Source organism: Nocardioides sp. NPDC127514, assembly GCF_040302125.1.
Taxonomy (GTDB): Bacteria; Actinomycetota; Actinomycetes; order Propionibacteriales; family Nocardioidaceae; genus Nocardioides.
This window is the reverse complement of sequence record NZ_JBEORF010000023.1, coordinates 17,993-39,880: the sequence shown is the minus strand read 5'-3', so window position 1 is coordinate 39,880 and position 21,888 is coordinate 17,993. Positions and strand designations below refer to the sequence as shown.

Annotated in this window: 27 protein-coding genes; 13 read left to right on the top strand and 14 right to left on the bottom strand. The window is 66.8% G+C overall.

The genetic code is table 11. The features are described from left to right. Genes ABTX24_RS18775 through ABTX24_RS18755 form a run of 5 tightly spaced genes read right to left on the bottom strand, consistent with a single transcriptional unit; the run spans position 1 to position 1,293 of the window. Entirely contained in the window at positions 1-183 is a 183-nt protein-coding gene (locus ABTX24_RS18775) for a hypothetical protein (protein ID WP_350841650.1), read from the bottom strand. Further along, positions 183-395, bottom strand: coding sequence for a hypothetical protein (locus ABTX24_RS18770; RefSeq protein WP_350841648.1), 213 nt, complete (start codon positions 393-395; stop codon positions 183-185). Before ABTX24_RS18770 ends, ABTX24_RS18775 begins: the two co-directional genes overlap by 1 nt. A gap of 3 nt (positions 396-398) precedes the next feature. Then, entirely contained in the window at positions 399-761 is a 363-nt protein-coding gene (locus tag ABTX24_RS18765) for a hypothetical protein (RefSeq protein WP_350841647.1), read from the bottom strand. Then, positions 758-973, bottom strand: coding sequence for a hypothetical protein (locus ABTX24_RS18760; protein ID WP_350841645.1), 216 nt, complete (start codon positions 971-973; stop codon positions 758-760). Before ABTX24_RS18760 ends, ABTX24_RS18765 begins: the two co-directional genes overlap by 4 nt. Before the next feature lie 20 nt (positions 974-993). Beyond that, positions 994-1,293 carry a DUF6284 family protein gene (locus ABTX24_RS18755; protein WP_350841643.1) on the bottom strand — a complete coding sequence of 100 codons (300 nt, stop codon included), beginning with the start codon at positions 1,291-1,293 and terminating at the stop codon, positions 994-996. 96 nt (positions 1,294-1,389) lie between these two features. Here ABTX24_RS18755 and ABTX24_RS18750 point away from each other — a divergent pair, with 96 nt between their 5' ends. From ABTX24_RS18750 to ABTX24_RS18740, 3 genes are all read left to right on the top strand, one after another. After that, a complete protein-coding gene (locus ABTX24_RS18750) occupies positions 1,390-2,157 on the top strand; it encodes a GntR family transcriptional regulator (RefSeq protein WP_350841641.1) in 768 nt (255 codons plus the stop codon). Beyond that, positions 2,154-2,981 (top strand): protein phosphatase 2C domain-containing protein, encoded by an 828-nt coding sequence (locus tag ABTX24_RS18745; RefSeq protein ID WP_350841639.1) that lies wholly within the window; start codon positions 2,154-2,156, stop codon positions 2,979-2,981. The genes ABTX24_RS18750 and ABTX24_RS18745 overlap by 4 nt, the downstream gene beginning before the upstream one ends. 202 nt (positions 2,982-3,183) lie before the next feature. Next, entirely contained in the window at positions 3,184-3,384 is a 201-nt protein-coding gene (locus ABTX24_RS18740; RefSeq protein ID WP_350841637.1) for a hypothetical protein, read from the top strand. Between the two features lie 106 nt (positions 3,385-3,490). On the opposite strand, the gene ABTX24_RS18735 is transcribed toward ABTX24_RS18740, so the two are convergent. The 6 genes from ABTX24_RS18735 to ABTX24_RS18710 form a co-directional block, all read right to left on the bottom strand. After that, entirely contained in the window at positions 3,491-4,006 is a 516-nt protein-coding gene (locus ABTX24_RS18735) for a hypothetical protein (protein ID WP_350841635.1), read from the bottom strand. Continuing rightward, positions 4,003-4,452, bottom strand: coding sequence for a helix-turn-helix domain-containing protein (locus tag ABTX24_RS18730; RefSeq protein WP_350841634.1), 450 nt, complete (start codon positions 4,450-4,452; stop codon positions 4,003-4,005). The genes ABTX24_RS18735 and ABTX24_RS18730 overlap by 4 nt, the downstream gene beginning before the upstream one ends. A gap of 51 nt (positions 4,453-4,503) precedes the next feature. Continuing rightward, complete coding sequence (locus tag ABTX24_RS18725) at positions 4,504-4,869, bottom strand: hypothetical protein (protein WP_350841632.1); 366 nt, start codon at positions 4,867-4,869, stop codon at positions 4,504-4,506. Between the two features lie 390 nt (positions 4,870-5,259). After that, on the bottom strand, positions 5,260-6,543 hold the full coding sequence (locus tag ABTX24_RS18720; protein WP_350841630.1) for a hypothetical protein: 1,284 nt from the start codon (positions 6,541-6,543) through the stop codon (positions 5,260-5,262). A 101-nt stretch (positions 6,544-6,644) separates the two neighbouring features. Next, positions 6,645-7,295 (bottom strand): NADPH-dependent F420 reductase, encoded by a 651-nt coding sequence (locus ABTX24_RS18715; RefSeq protein WP_350841771.1) that lies wholly within the window; start codon positions 7,293-7,295, stop codon positions 6,645-6,647. After that, the gene (locus ABTX24_RS18710) at positions 7,292-8,038 is read right to left on the bottom strand and encodes a 3-oxoacyl-ACP reductase family protein (RefSeq protein ID WP_350841628.1); all 747 of its coding nucleotides are present in this window, start codon (positions 8,036-8,038) and stop codon (positions 7,292-7,294) included. Before ABTX24_RS18710 ends, ABTX24_RS18715 begins: the two co-directional genes overlap by 4 nt. A 98-nt stretch (positions 8,039-8,136) precedes the next feature. On the opposite strand from ABTX24_RS18710, the gene ABTX24_RS18705 reads away from it, so the two are divergent. Together ABTX24_RS18705 and ABTX24_RS18700 are read left to right on the top strand one after the other, a co-directional pair. After that, positions 8,137-8,727, top strand: coding sequence for a TetR/AcrR family transcriptional regulator (locus tag ABTX24_RS18705; protein ID WP_350841626.1), 591 nt, complete (start codon positions 8,137-8,139; stop codon positions 8,725-8,727). A gap of 157 nt (positions 8,728-8,884) precedes the next feature. Then, positions 8,885-9,745: an alpha/beta fold hydrolase gene (locus tag ABTX24_RS18700; protein ID WP_350841625.1), complete on the top strand. Its 861-nt coding sequence runs from the start codon at positions 8,885-8,887 to the stop codon at positions 9,743-9,745. 92 nt (positions 9,746-9,837) lie between these two features. Here the strand turns inward: ABTX24_RS18700 and ABTX24_RS18695 are convergent, their stop codons facing one another. After that, positions 9,838-10,725, bottom strand: coding sequence for a helix-turn-helix domain-containing protein (locus tag ABTX24_RS18695; protein WP_350841623.1), 888 nt, complete (start codon positions 10,723-10,725; stop codon positions 9,838-9,840). 230 nt (positions 10,726-10,955) lie between these two features. On the opposite strand from ABTX24_RS18695, the gene ABTX24_RS18690 reads away from it, so the two are divergent. The 8 genes from ABTX24_RS18690 (at position 10,956) to ABTX24_RS18655 (ending at position 19,566) form a co-directional block, all read left to right on the top strand. Continuing rightward, positions 10,956-11,765 (top strand): alpha/beta hydrolase, encoded by an 810-nt coding sequence (locus ABTX24_RS18690; protein ID WP_350841621.1) that lies wholly within the window; start codon positions 10,956-10,958, stop codon positions 11,763-11,765. Next, entirely contained in the window at positions 11,765-12,364 is a 600-nt protein-coding gene (locus ABTX24_RS18685; protein ID WP_350841619.1) for an NADPH-dependent F420 reductase, read from the top strand. Before ABTX24_RS18690 ends, ABTX24_RS18685 begins: the two co-directional genes overlap by 1 nt. A 29-nt stretch (positions 12,365-12,393) precedes the next feature. Next, positions 12,394-12,702: a (4Fe-4S)-binding protein gene (locus ABTX24_RS18680; RefSeq protein WP_350841617.1), complete on the top strand. Its 309-nt coding sequence runs from the start codon at positions 12,394-12,396 to the stop codon at positions 12,700-12,702. 9 nt (positions 12,703-12,711) lie between these two features. Continuing rightward, positions 12,712-13,842 (top strand): hypothetical protein, encoded by a 1,131-nt coding sequence (locus ABTX24_RS18675; RefSeq protein WP_350841615.1) that lies wholly within the window; start codon positions 12,712-12,714, stop codon positions 13,840-13,842. 390 nt (positions 13,843-14,232) lie between these two features. Further along, entirely contained in the window at positions 14,233-14,712 is a 480-nt protein-coding gene (locus ABTX24_RS18670) for an Imm8 family immunity protein (protein ID WP_350841613.1), read from the top strand. Between the two features lie 234 nt (positions 14,713-14,946). Continuing rightward, the gene (locus tag ABTX24_RS18665) at positions 14,947-15,177 is read left to right on the top strand and encodes a hypothetical protein (protein ID WP_350841611.1); all 231 of its coding nucleotides are present in this window, start codon (positions 14,947-14,949) and stop codon (positions 15,175-15,177) included. An 874-nt stretch (positions 15,178-16,051) separates the two neighbouring features. Beyond that, positions 16,052-17,821, top strand: a complete 1,770-nt coding sequence (locus ABTX24_RS18660; RefSeq protein ID WP_350841609.1) for an ABC transporter ATP-binding protein — start codon at positions 16,052-16,054, stop codon at positions 17,819-17,821. Next, a complete protein-coding gene (locus tag ABTX24_RS18655) occupies positions 17,818-19,566 on the top strand; it encodes an ABC transporter ATP-binding protein (protein ID WP_350841607.1) in 1,749 nt (582 codons plus the stop codon). Before ABTX24_RS18660 ends, ABTX24_RS18655 begins: the two co-directional genes overlap by 4 nt. Position 19,567: 1 nt before the next feature. On the opposite strand, the gene ABTX24_RS18650 is transcribed toward ABTX24_RS18655, so the two are convergent. Both ABTX24_RS18650 and ABTX24_RS18645 read right to left on the bottom strand, forming a co-directional pair. Further along, positions 19,568-20,959: an ATP-binding protein gene (locus ABTX24_RS18650; RefSeq protein WP_350841605.1), complete on the bottom strand. Its 1,392-nt coding sequence runs from the start codon at positions 20,957-20,959 to the stop codon at positions 19,568-19,570. 118 nt (positions 20,960-21,077) lie between these two features. Then, the gene (locus ABTX24_RS18645) at positions 21,078-21,830 is read right to left on the bottom strand and encodes a PaaX family transcriptional regulator C-terminal domain-containing protein (RefSeq protein ID WP_350841603.1); all 753 of its coding nucleotides are present in this window, start codon (positions 21,828-21,830) and stop codon (positions 21,078-21,080) included. Positions 21,831-21,888 lie beyond the last annotated feature (58 nt).

Here is a 21,888-nt window from a genome sequence, read left to right as displayed (position 1 = left end):
TCAGGCTCCCTTCTCGGCAAGGCGGGCGGCCTTGGTCAGGTTCTTGGCCAGGACCCGGGCGGCGGCCGGGGTGATGGCGTGGACGCCGACCTGGACGTACGGAGTCCTCGCGGACGGGTCGATGACGATGTCGGGGGTGTTGTGCCCCGACCGGATGACGGTGACCTTGGGGCGCTTGGCCATCACCCCCACCTCCCCACAGGGTTGGTGCGCTTGACCGGCTTCTTCTTCCGGTACGGATCCGACGCCTTGCCGACCCTGGCCTTCTTGCCCGAGTGCGGGGCCTTGGAGCCGGGCAGCTTCTTCGCGACCTTCGCGCCCTGGGTCCGGGCGACGTGTCGCGCGGTGTCCTTGACGGTGCCGTGGCCGAACAGGCCGGTGTACTCGACAGCCATGGCTCAGGCCACCGCCTCGGACCAGACCCGCTGGGTCGTGGTGATCTCGACCCACACATCGACCTCGGAGGAGGCGGAGACCTCCCAGCCCGCCCAGGTGTGGCGGACCAGCAGCCCGAGGCCGTCCTCGGTGTCGGCGGTCATGTGCTCGGTCAGGTGCAGGAACTCGGCGAGCTTGGCGGCGGCCTCGTAGCCGGCCGGGCGGATCGCTAGCCGCACCACCGGGCGCCGGCCCGAGCTGCCGATGACCTTGGCGACGGCCAGGTTCGGCTCGACGTCGACGGAGAACCCGTGGAGCTCGACGTTGGGGAGGCCCTCGAGCAGGGTCGCGACCCAGGTCAGGTCCCAGGACTGGGCGGCGCTCATCGGATACCACCAATGGCGTTGGTGAAGGTCACGATCGCCGAGTTCGAGGCGGACTCGATTCCGGACAGGATCGGGCCGCCGATCGCGGTGGTTGCGCCCAGCGCAAGACCGGTGAGCGCCCCGAGGACGATCGCGGCGGGAGACGTTCCCACCCACTTGATCGCAACAAAGACGGCGATCAGAAAGATGACGAGCAAAGGTGCAGCAACCATGACTGGTTTCCTTCCGAGAATCAGGCAGCCTCGGCCGGGTCGGCCGGGCTCGGGTTGAAGAGCATGTAGACAGGCGCGGCCTTGATTGCCGCGTCGTGGTTGGCCTGCTGAACCAGCAAGAGCAGGAGCGCGCTCAACGCCCGGCGGTGCGCCCGCTTGGCAAGCACGTCGCCAGGGTCGGTGAGCAGGCGGCACTCGGCATCGACCAGATCGACCTCGGCGGCGATCTGCGGCCACTCGGCCTCAATGGCAGCCAGGTCGGCTTGCGTCGGCTCCTCGACGGCAGATCGCGTGACCCGTGACCCGGTACTGCGGTTCATGTTGACCTCCTCGCGCCACCTATCTAGTTAGGTGGATAGGTGGACCGTAGCACGCTCGTTGCCAACCTGACTAGATATGTGTGAGAAAGTTTCAGAGTGGCCATTGATCAGTCAGACCCGAAGTCACCCGCGCAGCAGATCGCGGACCAACTGCGCGCAGTGATCCGTTCCGGCGACCTCGCTCCGGGAGACCGTGTGCCGTCTACGTCGCAGCTCATGGAGACGTACGGCGTCGCCTACCAGACCGCGAGGAACGCAATCGACGCCCTGAAAGGAGAGGGCCTCGTAGAGACCCGCAAGGGTGCTGGCGCGTTCGTGCGGCGGCTTCCGCCGATGATCCGTCTCGGGTCAGATCGCTACTCCCGCGCAGTCCGGGACGGCGGCAAGGCTCCGTTCCAGGCTGAGGCGGAAACGGCTGGCCTGACCTGGAGTCAGGAGATCCTCGCGCTCGAAACCGTGCCTGCGCCAGCCTGGGTCGCCGAGTGGTTCGACATCCCCGTCGGCACCGAAGTTTTCGCGCGGCGGCGTCGGACGTCACTGGAGGGGGTACCCACCCAGCTCGGGGACAGTTACTACCGCCTGGAGGTGGTAGAGGGCACCGCAATCATGCAGGAAGACACCGGCCCGGGAGGGGGATACGCGCGGCTAGAGGAGCGCGGCCACAAGCTGACGAAGTTCCGTGAGGAACTCGCCTCGCGGCAGCCGACGCCGGAGGAGGTAAGCGCGCTCCGCCTGTCGAGGGGCACAACAGTCGTGGAACTGCACCGCATTGCCTTCACCGAGGCCGGACCCGTCGAGGTCTTCCGGTCCGTCCTGGCGGGAGACCGTCACACCTTCGCTTACGAATTCGAGGCTCCAGAGTGACCAACACCGATACCAGCCCAGATGCGTTCGGACTCGACGCACGGTCGTACTCCGAGGCATCTCCAGACCATCCGGTCAACGAAGACTTCGTCCTGGTCGGCCAGAACTTCGCAGTGGTGCTTGACGGTGCGTCACCTGTGAGAGGCCTCGACACAGGATGCATCCACGACGTGCCGTGGCTGGTCCGCACTCTCGCCGGACAACTGCTCGCCCTGCTCACGAGGTCGAACGACAGCCTCGGCGACATCCTCGCGCACGCAATCGAGGGCGTGAACGGTGCCCACGCCGGCACCTGCGACCTGTCCAACCCGAACAGCCCGTCGAGCACCGTTGCAATCCTTCGCAGGCGGCGGCAGGAGATCGACTACCTGGTCTTGGCGGACTCGCCAATCGTGGTCCAGCGACACGACGGCACGATTACCGCGATTACCGACGACAGGATTGACCACCTCCCGGACTACTCCGTCGCCGGAATCAGCAAGCTGAGGAACTCCCCTGACGGATTCTGGGTCGCCAGCACGCGACCGGAGGCCGGAGGCATGGCCGTCACGGGCACGCTAAGCCTCAACGGCAGCGGCCCGGCCGAAGAGATCCGCGCCGCAGCTCTCCTCAGTGATGGTGCAGCCACGCTAGTAGAGCGTCACGGCGGCGAATGGGCCGAGACGATGCGCCTCCTCGAGCAAGGGCCTCGGGTCCTGATCGGGCACGTTCGTTCTGCCGACGAGGTGAGCACCGGGAAGTTTCGCGGAAAGCGCCACGATGACGCGACAGCCGTTCTCTGTACGTTCCCGACAAGCGCTAACCGCGCCATCGAGGCCGGCTAGGCACTTGGCGACCGCGGATCGCGGTCATACGCTGGGGCACCTAAGGGGTCGATCCACCGGTCTGGAGGCGACCCCTTTGCCATACCCACAGCAGCCACGGCGCCGAGAGCGCGAGTACCCGCCGACGCCGTACGCGCCGCACTCGGAAGCGACTCGGGCCTACCGCAGTTCCTACGATCTCGGCGTACGCCACTTCGGCACGATGAGCTGGGACATCGTCTCCCGCTACGAGGCTGGTCTGAAGCCTGGTTCACCAGACCAGCGCGGGTACCGCGACGGGGTCAACGCTGCCTGGCGTCGCGCACAGAAGGCAAAGGCGGTCGACCCCGAAATCATCCGTCGCGAACGCGCAGAGAGTGCCGAGCAGCGCCGCAGAGTGGCCGAGAACGACCGCCCATATTGACCCCGGCTGCCCCACTGGCCCAACTGGTTGCCCTAGAGCCGGTACTCCAAGTCCCTCCGTCTTCGGGTCCTACGCATCAGGTACTTGTTCGGCCCCGGAATTGGGGCTATGACTCGCCGCCCAGGTCTTCCGAAGGCTTACCTTCAGGTGCCCGGTCCACGACACCGAAGTGCGGTATTGGAGTCTGGATGGCTATATCCAAGTGACAGCCGACGGTACTTGCGACCAAGCGCCGTGCGGCCGCTGCGGCGGTGTCGTACAAGATGTTCGAGGCCCATGCGCCGAGAACCTTGGTTGCCTCGTTTAGTTCATCGTCCGACTCTGGGGCGTCGTCAGGATCTCGAAACGTCAGATAGCACACCGAAGTTGCGCCCACGAACCATCCATCAGCGTGGTGGATGAGGTCACCCATCATGCAGAGCCGCGGAGGAACAGCGCCAGGAACTGGCAGCGATGCAATGTGCCAATGGACGCGCTCCTCGTCGCCAGAGCGCGAGACGATGGTGGCGCGAGACAGATCGATCCCGGTGACGGCGATCGCAGGAGCACCCTCCGGCATCAGGTCCTTCTCCGTCCACGTCGCCGATGGACGATCCTTCTGCGGGGTGGCTTGTTCGCTCATGCCTGCATGGCTGCCGAGTCGGCAACTGACTCGATCGCGAAACCGGCCTCCGGCCACGCCCAGTCGGCATACAGGGAGACCTTCCGCGCCGTCGCGGCCGCTGTTTCATGGATCTCGATCTCGCGGTCGCTCACGTGGCTCAGGAAATGGGACTCTCCGTTGTCGACTGCATGTTCGCCGACGTGATGGCGGATCATGACGCCCACAGCGCGGGCGTACCGTCGCACGGTCGATAGGTGTGGGTCGTTGCCAAGGCGCTCGAACGCGCTAATGGTTGCCTGCGAGAGTCCGAGCCGCTCGGCGACTTGCTCCTGGGACAAGCCTGAGGCTCTTCTAGCTTCGATCAGCTTCGCAAGGAGTACCTGATCCTCGCGAGCGAGATCCAACGCGAGGCGCTCCTCGGGGGAAGCGAACTCTTCCGGCAGGAGTTCGTCAAGGTGTGCCATAGATTTGATTCTATGGACATCGATGCCGATCGCACCAGAGTATGGCGCAAGTCACAGTCCCCAAAATTGGGGTCGACCATCGTCCCAGCGCGTGCTAGCAACGAGGATCTCCTTGTCCTGCGCGGCCCGGATGTCTTCGGGCGACCCGCTGATGACTTTGCGGTGCGCATGCAGGGCCACAATGTGCGCTGGCAGTTCTGCGATCTCAGTCTCGTAGATCCGGAGGCACAGGCCATGCGTCCGGATGTCCAGCCTCATCTCCCAGATGCAGTGGTGTTGCGCGATGGGTTTCACGTCGTCAGGGTCAACGGCCCGGCACTGCTCGACGCGCTCTAGGAGCGCCGCGACGTCGGCCTTTGCCTCGGGCTGTGCGGCCAGCGGGACTGTCTCCTTGACGGCAGAGATCAAATCGCGCATCACGGCCTTTGAGTCGCCTCCGACCGGCGCCCAATGGATCGTCTGGGGTGCATTCTGGGAATAAAGGCACCGTGAGTCGCGGGGCCCGTACGTGACTACCACCGTGCGCGAACTGCTTCCCTCAGATCCACAGGGTGAAGTTACCAGCGGCGGCTGCCAGCGCGGGTGGAAACCGTGTATTCGCAGAGCGCACGATCGCGGCTTCAGGGTTGTCAGACGCTCAACGCAAGGACCTGATGTACGCCCTCGTTCAGGCAATGGCAACGGGGGGCGATGGGCGAAGCACGAGGGCCCCAGACGCCGGCCACAGACCCGGGCGAGGCCAACTGAGCTGTCGAGGCGGGCATGTTCAACCGGCGCATTCGCGCCAGGTCAGATCGCAGACGCGACTCAGGCAAGACGACGGTTTGCCTCGTAGAGGTAATAGAAATCGCTCGCCTTCGCGGACGCCTGGCCCTCCCGACGTGCACGAATCGCCTCCAACGCGACCGTTGCCGCACCTCCGCTAGCGGTCGCAATCAGCCCTGTCGTCAGGGCGTCGAGGGCAGTGGCACTCGCAACGGTGACGTAGGTGCCTGCGGTCCAGCTTCCGAAATCGCGTATCCGCTCCACACTCAATGTGCGCGCAAGTTCCCGCACCAGACCGTGGTCTGCCATCTCGTCCTCAAGACCCAGAAGAGCGGGCCTCACCGTCTCGATCCACAGCTGCTGAACCTCGAAGTCGAGGTTTTCCCCAACCACCTGCGGCATCTCCTTGGAGAAGCGAACAACTGCGCCGCGGTAACGGGCCAGCGGTAGCGCCAACTCCTTCCGCAGATCGAGCAGTTCATCCATCTTCGCCATAGGAAAGGACGGAAGTCGTTCTGTGAAGCCTGCCCCGATTGCTGCCTGGGCAGCGAGGCGCAGGCCTTGCGGATTGGATGGGATCATCCCATCTTCCAGCATCAGCTGGATGAGGTTTCCCGCTTGCTTGTCGAACAACAGACGCGTCTTCTTGTCAGTCAGGCGCATGACCAGTGCATCGATCCAGGTCCACAGCTGGGCATCGATGCCACCGCCATTCGGACCGAGCTCGACCGGTCTCAGCGTCGAAGAAGGCACAGCCCCGAGTTCCGCGACTTTGATCGCCCCGCTCTTGATGGCCGTCACCAGTTCAGCTGCGCCCTGCTCTTCAAGCAGGCCGGTCATGGCCTCTTGCATCTCGCGTCCATGCGCAGCGGCTGCCTCGCGCAGTTCCCGTAATTGATCGGCACCCTCGATACCCAAGGCCTCGACTGCTTCGGGCGATATGGACAGAGCAACTTCAAGCGTCTCACGCCAGTCCGGAGGCAGTGTGTTCGCGGAACCGCTGCGGGTCGCTAGGTAATTGATCGTGTCGTCGTCCATGGATGCGAGCAATCCAAATCCGGCCTGTTCTCCTGCATCAGTGACCTGCCTCAACTCGTCGAACATCGACACGCCCAGGCTCACCAACTCGACCTCGTCCGCGTAGAGAAGCGCCGCCTTCGTCAACTCAGTGTCTTGGTCCAGGGCGCGCCGACCTTCTGCGCCACTCTGCGGCGTTGTCGCAATTGCAACCTTGATCGGCGCCTCGCTGAGGGTCTCCTTCGTGCGCCTACTCTCTCTCCGCGGCTGGTGACGCTTGCGGCTCCCCTGACGCTTGCTGCTCCCCATGCGATCCAGTCTGACGGGGCGAAGGTCAGATACCGAGCTGACACACCACGGCATGCGGGCGCCTTCTAGGAGAAGGCGCCCGCATGTGTCGAAGCGACGCTCTATCGTTCAAGCCGCAGGCGGAGCGTCGGCAGCGGACCACCTGGGAAGTGCAGCAGCGGGCCGCCGATGGCGAGCGGGCCGAGGTTGATCGGTGCCCAACCTGCCTTCGCGGCAAGCGCTGCGACCGTGCGGTTGGCAATGTCGTCGTCGCCAGAGACGAAGACGACGCGGCGGCCCGCTGTGGTCGGGTCGGCGGCGAGATCGGCGGGCGTCAGTGTCCCGAGGGCCTTGACGACTCTTGCGCCGGGGACGAGCCTCTCGACGAGTTGGGTGCTCGATACCGCGCCGCCGAGATCGGCCGGTCGGAAGTCCGGCGCACTGAGCGGATTGGTCGGGTCGATAACGATCTTGTCGGACCAGTCGTCGATACCGCTGTTCGCGACCGCGGCCTCGAGCCGGTTCCACGGAACCGCGAGGACGACAATGTCGGCTTTGGCGGCCTCGGTTGCGTCGACTGCGGTCACGCGATCGTCTGGGACGCGGACCGTGTGAGCTCCGCGGCTGTTCGCGAGCAGGACCTCTGATCCGGTGGTGGCGAGTCGTCGAGCGATCGCTGAGCCGATTCCGCCGGCGCCAATGATGCCGATGCCAGTCATGTTGATCTCCTGATGGTGTGTTGGGTTCTGTGCTGATGGGTGGGTTGTGTTCAGACCGCGAAGCCGCCGTCGACGTCCCAGCTGGTGCCGGTGACGAATCGGGCCTCGGGGCGGACGAGGTATGCGACGGCGCTGGCGATGTCGCTGGGCTGTGCGTAGTGGCCCAGCGCCATCAAGGCCTTCATCGCCTCGGCGAACTCGCCTTCATCGGGGTTCATCTCGGTCGCGGTCGGACCGGGCTGCACGGTGTTGACGGTGATACCTCGGGGGCCCAGTTCGCGAGCGAGGCCTCGGGTCAGGCCGGCTACCGCGGCCTTGGTCAGCGAGTAGACCGCGATTCCGGGGACCGGAACACGGTCGGCGTTGATCGAGCCGATGGTCACGATCCGTCCGCCGCGAGGCAGGTGCGGCACCGCGGCCTGGATGGTGTTGAAGACGCCGCGTACGTTGACGGCGACCAAGCGGTCGAACTCCTCGACCGGGAACTCCTCGATCGGTGCCACGTGGGCGACACCCGCGTTGTTGACCAGGATGTCCAGGCGGCCGTGGACCGCGATCGACTCGGCGATCGTCTCCCGTACCGCGACGGCATCAACACTGTCGGTTTCAACCGCGCGGACCACTCCGCCGGCAGCGCTGGCGCGCTCGACGACGTCCTTGGCGCCGTCCCTATCGGCCACGTACGTGAAGGTCACTGCTGCGCCGTCCGCGGCCAGGCGCTCGACGATCGAGGCTCCGATACCGCGCGAGCCGCCGGTGACCAGTGCGGCTTTGCCTGCGAGGGGCTGGTGGGACATGTCTCACTCCTTTAATTAGTAACCGATCGGTTCGGTTACTATTGACTCGAACCCCACCCTGCGGTCCCGTATTCCGCTCTCGCTCTAGGAGTTGTCCGATGCCTGCTGGTCGCCCCCGGTCCTTCGATGCCGATGAGGCACTCGACGTCGCCATGCGTCTGTTCTGGCGCGATGGGTATGAGGGGGTGTCGATGAGCGATCTGACCGAGGCGATGGGGATCAACCGCCGCAGCCTGTACGCGGCCTACGGCAACAAGGAGTCCCTGTTCGGTCTCGCGACGCAGCGCTACCTCGAGGGGCCGGGGTCCTTCGTGGCCGATACGTTGGACGAGGCAACGGCGTACGGGGTTGCCGCCAGGTTCCTGCACGGCTGCGCGGACGCTTACACCTCCCCGGGGTCGCCGCGGGGATGTCTCTTGGTGCAGTCAGCTCTTGCATGCAGCCCCGAGGACGATGGTGTTCGCCGTCTGCTGGCCGGTCACCGCGAGGCCGGCGTTGCAGCTTTGGAGACGCGTTTGCTGCGCGCTCGCGAAGAGGGCGATCTGGGCGAGAACACAGATCCCCGTGCGCTCGCGAGGATGCTGACCGCCATTGGTCAGGGCATCTCGGTCCAGGCCACCAGCGGTGTCTCCCGCGCGGAGCTGCACGATCTGGCGGACCAGGCTCTCAGGACGTGGCCGTCCGCCTGAAGCGGCTACAGCCACCGAGTGTGGATGCCAGCGCGCCGGGTCGGCACGAAGTTTGACGGTCCGTTTTGACTGTGCGCGCACGGGGGTTCGCGTCGCACTGTCGGTCGTCCTCCGGCGATCTTAGGGTCGCGTTGTCCCCGATGGATTGGAGCCAGTGATGCGAGGACTGAAGAGGCGTCTTGGAGGACGCCGGGCCCTGATGTCGATGGTGGTGGCTGCGGGCCTGATCACTGCCTCCATCGGGGGCAGCACGGCAGCGCCGTCGCCGGTAGCGACGGGCGCCCTGGAGGGCACGACCCGGCCGACGATCGTGTTGGTGCACGGAGCGTGGGCGGACGGCAGTGGCTGGTCCGGCGTGATCCATCAGCTGGTCGACCGCGGGTACCGGGTGGTCTCTCCGGCCAATCCGCTGCGTGGGTTGGCAAGCGACGCCGACTATCTTCGGACCTACCTGGAGACCTCCGTACCGGGTCCTGTGGTCCTGGTCGGTCACTCCTACGGGGGCGCGGTGATGTCGATGGCCGCCGAAGGCGACCCCGACGTGAGAGCGCTGGTCTACGTCGACGCCTTCGCCCCGGCCGAGGGCGAGAGCATCCTGCACATCCTCGACCCGCAGGGTCAGCTCGATCCGAGCACGCTCTTCGACTTCGTGCCGCTATCCGCAGAGGAGGGTGACGTCGACCTGTACCTCAAGCGCGAGGTCTTCCCGGTCGCGTTTGCCAACGGCATCGGTCCAAGCAAGCAAACCGTGCTCGAAGCAACACAGCGCCCGATCCGGCTCCATGCCCTGGCCGAGCCCGCAGGTGCACCGGCCTGGGACGACGTGGACAGCTACTACGTGCTCGGCACCGAAGACCACATTATCCCCGAAGCGCTGCAGCGGCAGATGGCAGTGCGAGCAGGCTCGGACATCGTCCGCGTCAAGGCAGGCCATCTGTCGATGATCAGCGACCCCACAGTCGTGGCGACGACCATCCACCGCGCGATCAAGGAGACTCGCCCCGGGGCCGGCGGATGAGTGACACTGAGGCGCCCGGGATCATGGTCGCCGACAACCGCGACCTGAACCATTTCGAGATCGAGGACTTCGGTCGAGCCCGACGTCCGTGATCAGCGTTGACGGGCGCCGCCCTCGTGGCGAGATGGGAGACCGTGACTGGCCTCATTGGCCGTTGCGGAGTGGCGCCACTCGCGCGGGGTCATGTCGTAGGCGTCTCGGAAGGCGCGGCTGAAGTGCGCGCCGCTGACGAAGCCGGTCGTGTGAGCCACATCGGTGATCGTCAGCCGTCCCTCAGCCAACAGCCGTCGGCTCCAGCGCAGACGGGCATCTTGGATGGTTCGGGCGGCGGTGAGCTCCTCAGCAGCGAAGAGCTGATGCAGGTACCGAACAGAGATCCGGTGCTGAGCGGCGATGGCCGACGGCGTCAGCTCGTTGGAGCCGAGGTTGGCCGCCATGAATGCCCGGATCCGAATCATCAACGCTCGCCGGGCCGCGTCAGGCTGAGTGACGGTGTTGATCGCCTCACCCAGCAACGACCCGAGCACGGTCGTCACATCCTCGGCCAGACGCGCCCGGGGATCGGGCGCCAGCACCGGAGGCGGAGCAGACAGCTGCGCCATGAGACGGGGCAGCACGGCGGTGAGCGGGTGATGCCGCAAGATCGGCTCACCCAAGAGGCCGGCCAGATCCCTCTCGGCGAGTCCGAGGTCAGCCTTGTTGAACTGGAAGTGCCGGACCCCGAACGGATCGGGCAGCTCCAGATCGTAGGGACGGGTCGCATCGAGCAGAGTCAGCTCGCCAGCAGTCGCGACGTGGTCGCGACCCGCCTGCTGGAACCGCGCCCGGCCACGGGTGAGCACCGTGACGATCAGCGTGTCCCGGGGGTCGGCCGCGACGTGACGCCACGTCCGGGTCGCCTGGAAGGGCGGACCGAGAGGGTCGACCGCAACAAACACGCTCCCGACATGGTGGAAACGCGCCGGCTTCGTGCGCGGCATCTCACTCGTAGATCGCCGGTCGGACTGGACGAACGGCGCCGCGCGGGGACCATCCGCACCCATCAGCGCTCACCTCGGCTGGCAACTGTCAGTAGAGACCGATCGTAGAGCCGCCAGCGCCACGATCGCTGGGGAATGGGCAGCAGATTCCCGGTGCACGCAGAGACAAATGCGACCCCGCATGCCGACCTAGCATTCGAGAATCCACTGAGTCACAAAAGGAGCTGGTGATGACCAACATCGTTTTCCTGCACGGGCTATGGATCTCCAAGGAAGCCTGGGGACCATGGATCGACTACTTCGCCGAGCACGGGTACGCCGCCACGGCACCCGCATGGCCCGGAGAAGCCGACACGATCGAGCAGACCCGCGCGAACCCCGACGCGCAAGCTGGATACGGCATCGATGACCTGACCGACCACTTCACCACCCAACTGCGAGCCATGCCAGAACGACCAGTGGTCATCGGGCACTCCTTCGGCGGACTCATCGCCGAGAAGCTGCTCGGGCGCGACTGCATCGCAGGTGCCGTGGCCATCGACCCAGCACCGATCAAGGGAGTCAAGCCGCTGCCGTTCAGCCAGCTCAAGTCGGCCTTCCCGGTCCTGGGCAATCCCGCCAACAAGGGCAAGGCCAAAGCGCTCACCGTCGACCAGTTCCGCTACGGCTTCGGCAACGCCCTCGACCCCGCCGAGTCCGACGCCCTGTGGGAGAAGTGGAACATCCCCTCGCCAGGCAAGCCGCTCTTCGAAGCCGGGTTCGCAAACTTCTCCCCGAACTCACCGGCCAAGGTCGACACCGACAATGAGACCCGAGGACCACTGCTCATCCTGTCCGGCACCGCCGACCACACCGTGCCCGACGTCTCTACACGCGGCACCTTCAAGCAGTACAGCAAGTCCACAGCCGACACCGAGCTAGCCCAGATCGAGGGCCGCGGGCACTCCTTGACGATCGACCACGGCTGGAAGGAAGTCGCCGACATGGTCCTCAAGTGGCTCGCGGAGAAGGACTTCGCACCCACCCCCAAGGCCAGCTGATGAGCATCGGCTTTCTCGGGACCGGCGCCATCGGCGGCGCCGTCGCCGGACTCCTTGCGCGCAGCGGCGCCACCGACATCGTCGTCAGTAACAGCCGCGGCGCCGCCAGCATCAAACCCCTCGCCGACCAGCTCGGGCCATCGGTAACCGCCGGCGACGCCTCACAGGCGGCCGCCTGCGACATCGTCTTCCTGTCCGTCCCCTGGAGCAGAGTGCCCTCGGCCCTCGCGAACGGCACCGACTGGGCAGGCAAGATCCTGGTCGACACCACCAACCCACTCGAGGCACCCACCTTCCGCAAGGCCGACTTGGGCGGAAAGACCTCCAGCGAGGTCGTCTCCTCCCACGCACCCGGCGCCGCAGTCGTCAAAGCGTTCAACCACCTCCAACCCACCGCATACGACACCGGACCCACCGTTGCCGGCGGCCGGCGCCTGCTGTTCGTCTCCGGCGACGACACCTCCGCCAAGCAGACGCTCCTCGACCTGATCGCCAAGACCGGGTTCATCGGTATCAACCTCGGCCCGCTCGCCACCGGCGGCGCGCTCCACGAGTTCCCCGGAGGGGTTCTCCCCGCCCGGAACTTCATCGAGATCTAGCAGCAGACCAATCGAGAGACGGAGACGTTATGGCCATCGACGACGACGCCACGTCCACCGCGAACAACGCGATCCGGGAGTACGCCGGCCTCGGCGTGGTGGTCACCTGGGAACAGGGACGCTGCGAACACGCTACCGAGTGTGTACGCGGCCTCCCCCTGGTGTTCAAACCCAAGCAGCGCCCATGGATCGAGGCATTCAACGCAACCGCCGACGAACTCGTTGTGACCATCGACCGGTGCCCGAGCTACGCCTTGGGCTACCGAACCTCCGACGGTCGCACACGTGAAGTGCCAACTCTTGGGGACGAGAGTTCGTCCTCCCAGCAACGGGCGTAGTGTCTCCGCGTGCTTCCCGATCAGGCGGCGGTCGATGTCAACGCGCTCATGACGGCGCTTGCCCAGGCCTCAGCGGCCTTGATTGCCATCGTCGGCGGACTCTTGGTGTCGAGGTACGTCACTCTCCACGCCGAGCAGCAGGGAGCCCAGCGCCGGCTGGATGACATAGACCGAAGACTCACAGCGAGCAAGGAAGACCGCATTCAGGCTATCCGGGACTTGGACGTTCACCTGGTCGACGACCTTCTTGAAGATGAGCGAGCCTACGAGGAGATTCTCCGCCACAGCACCGAGGCGACCGTCCAGGACGTTTTGGACGCCCTGGACCACGACGGCAGCAAGCTCAACCAAGACGTTCTCGGCGAGCGGCTCACGGCGCTGCAACACGAGATCAGGCGAGCTAGCACAAGCATGTTTGGCCTCGTCCCGCAGGCAACGCAACACGACAGCTGGTCGAAGTTTCGACGCAAGCACGAGATCGAGGTGGGCCACAAGGGCGCCTGGGAATGGGTCTATGACCGAATCTGCGCGGAGAAGACCGAGGCCGCCCACGAGGAGGCTGTGCGAGCAGCTCTTCCTGCACACGGGCGTCAATCGCGCCAGCGGATCCTGCGGCAGATCTCCGCTGCCGCACAGGTTCAGATACCCCAGTATCGGTTCCCTAGCACCTACGACAGGACGCGCAAAGAGAGACTGCTCGCACGGAGAAATGAAGCGGACGCCGAGGTACGAGCCCTCAGCCACGAGCGGGAACTTGTTCAGGAGACCTACGACGCGACGAAGCAGCCGGAAGGATTCAACCTCGCACTCCAAGTCCTTAGCCTGCTCGCAGTTCTCGGCATGGGACTCCCGGTTGCTGTGATGGCGATTCCCTTAACGGGCCTGCCAACGTGGTCCCGGGCTCTTGTGGTGCTCGGCGTCGCCCTCGGCGTCGGCATGCTGCTGAGGTACCTGTTCGTTTACGCGGCGTACCTCAAGGAGGGTGGTCAGTCAGCCCTTCCGAAGAACCTGCTTGGCCTGATCCCTTGGCCATGGCGGCCGCGACGAGGCGACAGAGAGAGCGGGAACCCGGCGCCGCAGCGGCGGGCCGCAGGCCCCGGCGGGCACACAATCGGGCACACAAATGACCACAAGGACTGATAGGTACCAGACGACGTTCACAGCGATGCGGGCGGGAGTTTGGGCACCTCTCGCTGAGCGGTTTGCTCTCAGCGGGTTGTAGGTTCAAGTCCTACATGGCGTACCAAACAAGGCTCCTGACCCGCACAAACGGTCGGGAGTTTCTTGCATCTCGGTGCCTTGGGGACCGGCGCGTAAGGAATTGCGTAAGGAATGCGGTTCACGAGCCCGTCTCCTTTCCTCGTCAATCTGGCCGTTTTCAGGGGCTCTCAGAGGTCGAGTCAGTCAGGGTTGACCGCCTCCAGAGCGCACGTCCCCGGCGTTGACCGCCCCACGGCCCGGGTCCTTGTCCTGCGTCACAAGTACCCGGGACCGAGGCATCGCGGAGCCCCTTGCGGAAGACTTGGGGCTATGGCTGCAGGTGTCGTCCTCGAGGTGCAGGAGATCTACTACTACCCGTTGTACTCGGAACCGAAGCCGCCGCTTGGGTCGGACGACTTCGCCATGAGGGCGCAGGCGTTGATCGGAGAGGCCGGCGACGACCTCACCGACTCCTTCGACTTCTTCGTCTGTTCCCCGAACCGCCTTGCCCAGCTGTACGACCTCGACCATTGGGACGAAGACGAGGTGCTCCCCGGCGGAAACATCATGCCCATCACGGGACTCTGGCTCATGCGGTCATGGTCACCAGACGAGCTCGAGGCGGCCGTGCGGCGAGTCGTGGCTTCCTACAGCCCCGGTCCCGACTTCCAGACAGTCGCGAGCCGCATCGGTCGGCTGATGCCGTGGGAGTACGACTACCGCCACGACTCCCAGGCGAACCAGGCGGCCGGGATCCCGAAGCCTGTCGGACACCTCTGGCACGATCCAGAGTCAGACGACCGTCACTAGACACGCTGTGCCGCTGTCGCAGATCAGTTGACCGCGTCGGCGTACACCGTGAGAACTTTCTCTACGGACTCAAGGCAGCCCCCGGGGGCGTGCGGCCCGGCGGCCGGTCCCCCTACGTGGCGCGCAAATGAAGAAGAGCACCCAATCCGTAGACCAAGCGCTCAACTCAGCTCGAGGCGCAGCATCTCGAAACCCTCAACCGCGACCAGCCCTCATGCCGATACCCTGCCGCCCGTGGCAACCGCCGTCGACCAGATCGCCAGCTTCCTCCCAATCGCCCTCCCCATCGCCGCCCTCGTCGGGCTCGTCTTGGTCGGCTGGCTCATCTGGCACCTCTGGCACGAGGTCGAGGCCATGGACCGCGCTCGAATGGTGTGGCTCGTTGCCGGCGTCATCTTCCTCATCCTCTACTTGGGACTCGACGCACTCGACAAGTTCGGTATCTCCCTTCCACCACCTCCGTGACCCAGTTCTTTGGCTGAGGACGAGGTCGGGGGCAGCCGTGGCGGCGCACGCTCTCCAGCCCTCGCCGAGTCGAGCAGGCGTAGGCATTCGAACGTCAGGGGCAAGCCCCGAACCCCCGCCGATGGGGCCCAATCTCGGGAAGACTTAGCGCTTACTCCTGCCAACTCGCTACCAACCCGCTTGAGAGCTAGCAGGCCGAGGATGAGGCCGGGAGCCGCCCGGGACCAGGGCATCAGAGGCGTAAGGAATCGCGTAAGGAATGCCGCTCGACACCCCGCACCAACCACAAAGAACCGAACCATGCAGGACCACTCCCCACGCTCAACATGTCGCCGTACACGGTGGCTCGGATTTATCAGCGGGTTGTAGGTTCAAGTCCTACATGGCGTACCAAACAAGGCTCCTGACCAGCGGTTTCGGTCGGGAGTTTCTTGCATTTCAGGCTCTCGACGCCCGACGCGTAAGGAATGCGGTTCAGGATCATTCGCCGCTCGAAAATATGACCGCGACCCCGGAGCAGCCCCGAGGCCACGGCACCGGCGGCACGCATCGTGGTGTCACTGCCTGCGACCGGCCCTGAACCTCACAGCCCTGAGAAAGCCACGGACGAAGTCACCCAGACGGCTCCGTCGGCACCCAGCACGGTAACCATCTACATGCCCGCCAATGCGTCCGACCGGGCCCGCCTTCTGCCCGATCTCGACCACTCCGGATCCTGGGCGTGGCGACTTCCTCCCGACGACCCATCATGTCAAAATGAGAATGATTCCTGATTCTAGGCGCGGATGAGTTCGTGGAGCGCCGAGGTGGCCGTCGGCCAGCCTGATCAGGCTTCTCGGACCTCGACCTTTCCACTGGACAAGGACATGCCCTGATGGCCTCGCCACTGAGCGATATCCTCCGGCCCGTACGCGGCCGCCTTCTCGCCTGTATTGCTCTGACCGTGGTGTCCACGGTCGCCGGGCTGGTGCCGATGATCGGCATCGTCGAACTGGCCCGGATCCTGTTACCGGCCACCAGCGGCGGCAGCGTCGACGCCGACCGCGCCTGGCTGGTCGTCCAGGTGAGCCTGGCCGCGCTCGGCGTACGGCTGGCGACGATCCTGACCGCCTCCTGGCTCTCCCACGCCGCGGACCTGGACCTCTCGGTGCTGCTTCGGCGCAGCCTGGTCGCCCGCCTCGGGAGGGTGCCGTTGGCCTGGTTCACCGAGCGCTCCTCGGGGCAGGTGAAGAAGGCGGTCCAGGACGACGTGGCCGCGCTGCACCACCTGGTCGCGCACTCGGCGATGGAGCTGACCGCCGCCATCACGCTCCCGCTCACCGTGGCGGCGTACTTGCTCTCGGTCGATGTCACGATGGCGCTGGTCACCTGCGTCCCGCTCGTCGCCGGCATCATCGGCCTGCGGATCTCGATGCGCGGCGCGAGCGAGCTCTACCAGACGTACGACCGCGGGCTGGCCGAGCTCGGCTCGGCCGCCGTGGAGCTGGTCAACGGGATCACGGTGGTCAAGACCTTCGGCCGGGAGGGCCGTACGCACCGCCGGTTCACCGAGGTCGCGGGCCGCTTCGGCGGGTTCAACCGCGACTGGATGCGGCACTCCGCGCTCGGGATGCTGGTGATGGAGCTCGCCCTGACCCCGGTGCTCGCCCTCGCGCTCGTCGCCGTCGTCGGCTCGCTGCTGGTGCGCGGCGGCGACCTCGCCGCGATCGACCTGGTCCCGTTCCTGGTGCTGGGGCTGACGATGACAGCACCGGTGACCGTGGCCGGGTACGCCGGTCGCGAGCTGCGCGAGGCGACCGGTGCCGCGCGGCGGATCCAGGAGCTGTTGGACACCCCGGAGCTGGCAGCCCCGACGACCGTCGCGAGCCCGGAGGGCGGCCGCGTCGAGCTGCGTGGGGTCGGCTTCGCCTACACGCCGGGCGGCAGGCTCGTGCTCGACGGGATCTCGCTGACCCTCGAACCCGGCACGGTGACCGCGCTCGTCGGCCCGTCGGGGTCGGGCAAGTCGACCCTGGCGAGGCTCCTCCCCCGCTTCGCGGACCCCACTCTCGGGTCGATCACCCTCGGCGGCTGCGACCTGCGCACCCTGACCAGCGAGCAGCTCTACGAGCGGGTCTCGTTCGTCTTCCAGGAAACCTCACTGCTGCGTACCAGCGTCCGCGACAACATCCGGCTGGCCCGCCCCGACGCCTCCGACCAGGACGTACGTCATGCCGCGTCCGCGGCGCAGATCCTGGACCGTCTCGACGCCCTGCCGCGCGGACTGGACTCGGTGGTCGGCGAAGACGCGCTGCTGTCGGGAGGCGAGCGGCAGCGGGTCGCGATCGCCCGGGCGATCCTGGCCGACACCCCGGTTCTGGTCCTCGACGAGGCCACCGCGGCGGCCGACCCGGAGTCCGAGGCGCAGGTGCAGCAGGCGCTCTCCCGGCTGGTCTCCGGGCGTACCCTGCTCGTCATCGCCCACCGGCTCTCCACGATCACCGGCGCCGACCGGATCGTCGTCCTCGACTCCGGCCTGGTCGCCGAGTCCGGCACCCATGCCGAGCTGCTCGCCGCCGACGGCCTCTACGCGCGGCTGTGGCAGGCCGACCAGCGTGCCCACCTGGAACCCGTCCACACCCAGACCACCGAGGTGGCCCGATGATCTCCGTCGTACGCATGCTCAGCACCCTCCTCGACCACGACGGCCGCCGCCGGCTGCTGCGAGTGGTCGCCACCTTCGTCGCCACCGGGATCCTCCAGGGGCTCGCCTTCGCCGCACTGGTGCCGCTGCTGGTCGCGCTCTTCGCTCAGGACTGGGACGGGGTGACCGTGTGGGCGGCGGTGCTCCTGGGGCTGCTGGTCGCCCACCACGTCCTGCTCGCCCTCGCCGACCTGGCCGGCTACGACCTGGCCTGCGACCTCCTCGACCGCACCCTGGCCCGGCTCGGGGAGCACGTCGCCCGGCTGCCGCTGGGGTGGTACGACGCCGACCGCACCGGGATGGTCGGCCGGATGGCGTCCAAGGGCGCGGCCGACATCTCCTCGATCCCCGGCCACCTGCTCCGGCCGATGACCTCGGCCGTGATCAGCCCGGTCACCGTGGTCGCCGCACTGCTGGTCATGGAGTGGCGGCTCGGGGTGGCGCTGCTGGCCGGCGTGGTCCTGGTCTTCGCCGCGACCCGCCTGCTGAGCGTGATCATCGGGCGTTCCGAGGCCGGCTACGACGCCGCGATGGCCAACGGCTCGGCGCGGGTGGTGGAGTTCGCGCTCAACCAGCAGGCCTTGCGGGTCTTCGGCCGCACCGTCCATGGCAACGAGCTGGTCGAGGATGCCTTCGCCGCCCAGCGGGCGGCCAGCCAGCGGATGCTGGTGACCGGCTTCGGTGGTCGCGGACTACAGCTCCTCGCCGTCCAGGCGCTGCTCACCGTGGTGGTCGCCCTCTCGGTCCAGCTCGTCCTCGGCGGCACCCTCGCCGCCGCGACCGCGATCGGTCTGCTGGTGCTCAGCGTGCGGTTCGTGGAGTCGATGGTCGACCTCGGCGAGCTCTCCAGCGCGCTGCGGATCGCCCAGGGGTCCCTGCGCCGGATCCTGGACCTGCTCGAGACCGCCCCGCTCCCCGAGCCGTCCGTCCCCGGCACCCCGCGTGACGGCGCCGTGGAGATGACCGACGTCTCCTTCTCCTACGACGGCTCCACCCCGGTGCTGGACGGGGTGTCCTTCACCGCCCCGGCCCGCTCGCTCACCGCGATCGTCGGGCCCTCCGGATCCGGGAAGTCGACCCTGCTCCGGCTGGCCGCCCGGTTCCACGACGTCACCTCCGGGTCGGTGCGGGTCGGTGGTGTCGACGTACGCGATCTGGGGACCGAGGCGCTGATGGCCGAGGTGTCCATCGTCTTCCAGGACGTCTACCTCTTCGAGGGCACCCTGCGGGACAACGTCCTGCTCGCCGCCCCTGACGCCGACCCGGCCAGACTGGACGAGGCCGCGCGGCTGGCCCGCGTCGACGACATCGTCGCCCGCCTTCCGCACGGCTGGGACACCCGCGTCGGTGAGGCCGGCTCCACGTTGTCCGGCGGCGAGCGCCAGCGGGTCGCGATCTGCCGGGCGCTCCTCAAGGACGCCTCCGTGGTCCTCCTCGACGAGGCCACCGCGGCTCTCGACGCCGAGAACGAGGCGGCGGTGCAGGAGGCGCTGACCGCCCTGGCGGCCGACCGCACCGTCATCGTCATCGCCCACCGGCTCCAGACGGTGACGGCGGCCGACCAGATCCTCGTCCTCGACGGCGGCCGGATCGCCGAGCGCGGCAGTCACGCCGACCTGCTCGCGGCCGGAGGCCGCTACCGGGACTTCTGGCAGCGGCGTACGTCTGCGGCGGGCTGGCAGCTGGTCGGCGAACCGATCAGGTGAGTCACGGAGCGGCGACGGGAACCGCCACGTCCGTGCCTCCCTCCTTCGTGAATCGCGCACCCATCCGGAAGAACGACGGCGTTGCCACGAAGCGTCCGGCGAAGAGCGCCTCGCCCTGCTGGAAGAACGGCGCGGTACGCAGCATGGCCGAGGGCGCGAAGCCGAAGAGGTGAGCAACGGCGGCGACGTCACCGGGCGAGTTCATCCGCATGAGCACGAGGTTGTCGCACTGCGATACGACCTGCTGATGAATCTTGTCGGGTCGCTGGGTCGAGAGCACCAGCCACAGCCCGTACTTCCGACCCTCGGCCGCGATCTGCACGATGCGGTCCACCAGCGCCTGTTGCAACGCGCCTGAAGCGTCCACCGGGCACAGGTTGTGGGCCTCGTCGATCACGATCAAGGTGGGAACCCGGCTGGTGCGTTCCGCCCACAAGCGCTCGACGAGGTCGAGGCTGACCGCCATCGGCTCGTGCGGATCCTCGAAACCACTCAGGTCGAGCACCGTCGCTCGGCTCCCCGACGACACGATCTCGGCAGCGGACCGCAGCTCGCCGGCCCAGACCTCCCAGCGGTCGAGGCCCAGGTTCTCGATCCGCTGACCGAGTGCGCGCTCGTCCGGGGCACCCACCAAGAGCTTGCGGATCACCTGCTGCAGGTCGGACGAGGCCATCTCGTCCATGCGGTGGATCAAGAGGTTGTACTCCTCGCGATCGCGCATCGGATCGAGCTCGAGCAACGCCGCCTGGGCTCGGCGCGACATCGTGGAGAAACGCAGCCTGAGCGGCTCGTAGTCGGTCGTGTCTGCACCCAGAACCCGCACCGCCGTCGCGGACAGGCGATCGGCAACTTCCGTCGGCGCGTCAGCACGCGGTTCGCCGAGGCTGACGAAGTCGGCGTTCGGGTCGAGCACGACGACCCGGAGCTCGGTGTTCAAGATCAACCGCTCCAGCATCGCCCCGAGCGCATAGGTCTTGCCGGAGCCGCTCTGGCCGCACAGAAAGGTGTGCCGGTTGAAGGCGCCAGCCCTCAGCCGACCGGGGACCTCGTGTCCGGCGGACCGCCACGTGCCGACCTCCAGCGTGGCCCCGGAGACCTGCTGCAGTCGCTCGAGGTGCCGTGCGCTGGGCGCGGAGAGCCGGGCGTTGCGAAACGGCTGACGGCGCTCCGGACGTGGTACGCCGGTCTCGTCGAGCGGACCGAGCAGGATGCCGGACCCACCGTCATCCAGCACGGCCGGGTCGTTGCAGTCCAGAACCTGACCGAGCACCTCGCTGTCCTCGGTGGTCAGAACCACGATGTCGCCCGGAACGACGGCAAAGGTCTCCTGCCCGACGTACACGAAGGTGCGGCCATCTGATGAATGAGCGAGCAAGGCCTCAGAAGTGTTCACGTCTCCCCCGCAATCCCTGACGTTTCGCCGGCGGACGACCATCCGTGGCGTACTTCAACCTGTGGATCGTATCCCGCTGGCTACCGCGCCACCGCGACATCCGATCACGCTCGTACGCTCAGGAGATGCGCTCGGTGAGCGCTCGACGAGTGTCGATCAGCCAGTCCTTGTAGTCGAGGTGCGCCTTGCGCAGCGCGGCACCCGGCCAGTCCGCGGGTAGCAGCTCGTCGGGCAGGACGGGATCCGCGAGCAGGTGGCGTACGGAGGTGGCGCAGGCGGTGAACCGCAGCACCGGGTCGTCGGTGTCGGTGGCCGCCAGCAGCTCGCGCGCGCGGTCGGCCCAGCCGGCCAGGTCCCACAGCCGGCCGGCAAGCTCCGCGGGGTCGGTCGTGGGCCGCATCGTCAGCCGCTCGCACAGACCGGCGAGCTCATCGGACCACTCGAGGTCGAGGTTCGCGGGGCGTACCCACACGCCCTCACGCAGCTCGGCCAGACGGAGGTCGGTGAGCGTCGCCCGGAGGCTCGCCCTGTCGGCGGCGGAGCGGCCGGTGGCGGTCACCACGACCATGTCCCAGTCACCGTCCCAGGCGCCGGTCTGCACATGGATCGCCGCCTCCTGCCGGCGCTGGCGGTGGCTCAGCCTCTCGGAGAGCCGGTACCGCCCCTCCGCAGTTCGGACCAGGTCGTCGGCGGCGACCATGCGGGAGAGCGCGACCCGGACCGTCGTCTCCGAGAAGCCGACCAGACGGCCTCCTGCGACGAGCTCGCGGGCGGACAACGTCGGCACCTCGGCGCTCATGAGCAGACCCAGGAGCGCCGAACGGGCGGACACAGGGCGAAGGGCGTTCGCATCGGCATGGGTCGGTGACATCGCTGCGGATCTTACATGAATCCCGCATCCGCAGACGATGTGTTATTTACATCATTGC

Bases quoted from the DNA above. Each gene is read 5' to 3' on its own strand.
- ABTX24_RS18775 (WP_350841650.1), bottom strand. From the start codon at position 183: ATGGCCAAGCGCCCCAAGGTCACCGTCATCCGGTCGGGGCACAACACC.
- ABTX24_RS18770 (WP_350841648.1), bottom strand. From the start codon at position 395: ATGGCTGTCGAGTACACCGGCCTGTTCGGCCACGGCACCGTCAAGGAC.
- ABTX24_RS18765 (WP_350841647.1), bottom strand. From the start codon at position 761: ATGAGCGCCGCCCAGTCCTGGGACCTGACCTGGGTCGCGACCCTGCTC.
- ABTX24_RS18760 (WP_350841645.1), bottom strand. From the start codon at position 973: ATGGTTGCTGCACCTTTGCTCGTCATCTTTCTGATCGCCGTCTTTGTT.
- ABTX24_RS18755 (WP_350841643.1), bottom strand. From the start codon at position 1,293: ATGAACCGCAGTACCGGGTCACGGGTCACGCGATCTGCCGTCGAGGAG.
- ABTX24_RS18740 (WP_350841637.1), top strand. From the start codon at position 3,184: ATGAGCTGGGACATCGTCTCCCGCTACGAGGCTGGTCTGAAGCCTGGT.
- ABTX24_RS18735 (WP_350841635.1), bottom strand. From the start codon at position 4,006: ATGAGCGAACAAGCCACCCCGCAGAAGGATCGTCCATCGGCGACGTGG.
- ABTX24_RS18730 (WP_350841634.1), bottom strand. From the start codon at position 4,452: ATGGCACACCTTGACGAACTCCTGCCGGAAGAGTTCGCTTCCCCCGAG.
- ABTX24_RS18725 (WP_350841632.1), bottom strand. From the start codon at position 4,869: ATGCGCGATTTGATCTCTGCCGTCAAGGAGACAGTCCCGCTGGCCGCA.
- ABTX24_RS18720 (WP_350841630.1), bottom strand. From the start codon at position 6,543: ATGGGGAGCAGCAAGCGTCAGGGGAGCCGCAAGCGTCACCAGCCGCGG.
- ABTX24_RS18710 (WP_350841628.1), bottom strand. From the start codon at position 8,038: ATGTCCCACCAGCCCCTCGCAGGCAAAGCCGCACTGGTCACCGGCGGC.
- ABTX24_RS18705 (WP_350841626.1), top strand. From the start codon at position 8,137: ATGCCTGCTGGTCGCCCCCGGTCCTTCGATGCCGATGAGGCACTCGAC.
- ABTX24_RS18700 (WP_350841625.1), top strand. From the start codon at position 8,885: ATGCGAGGACTGAAGAGGCGTCTTGGAGGACGCCGGGCCCTGATGTCG.
- ABTX24_RS18695 (WP_350841623.1), bottom strand. From the start codon at position 10,725: ATGCCGCGCACGAAGCCGGCGCGTTTCCACCATGTCGGGAGCGTGTTT.
- ABTX24_RS18690 (WP_350841621.1), top strand. From the start codon at position 10,956: ATGACCAACATCGTTTTCCTGCACGGGCTATGGATCTCCAAGGAAGCC.
- ABTX24_RS18685 (WP_350841619.1), top strand. From the start codon at position 11,765: ATGAGCATCGGCTTTCTCGGGACCGGCGCCATCGGCGGCGCCGTCGCC.
- ABTX24_RS18680 (WP_350841617.1), top strand. From the start codon at position 12,394: ATGGCCATCGACGACGACGCCACGTCCACCGCGAACAACGCGATCCGG.
- ABTX24_RS18670 (WP_350841613.1), top strand. From the start codon at position 14,233: ATGGCTGCAGGTGTCGTCCTCGAGGTGCAGGAGATCTACTACTACCCG.
- ABTX24_RS18660 (WP_350841609.1), top strand. From the start codon at position 16,052: ATGGCCTCGCCACTGAGCGATATCCTCCGGCCCGTACGCGGCCGCCTT.
- ABTX24_RS18655 (WP_350841607.1), top strand. From the start codon at position 17,818: ATGATCTCCGTCGTACGCATGCTCAGCACCCTCCTCGACCACGACGGC.
- ABTX24_RS18645 (WP_350841603.1), bottom strand. From the start codon at position 21,830: ATGTCACCGACCCATGCCGATGCGAACGCCCTTCGCCCTGTGTCCGCC.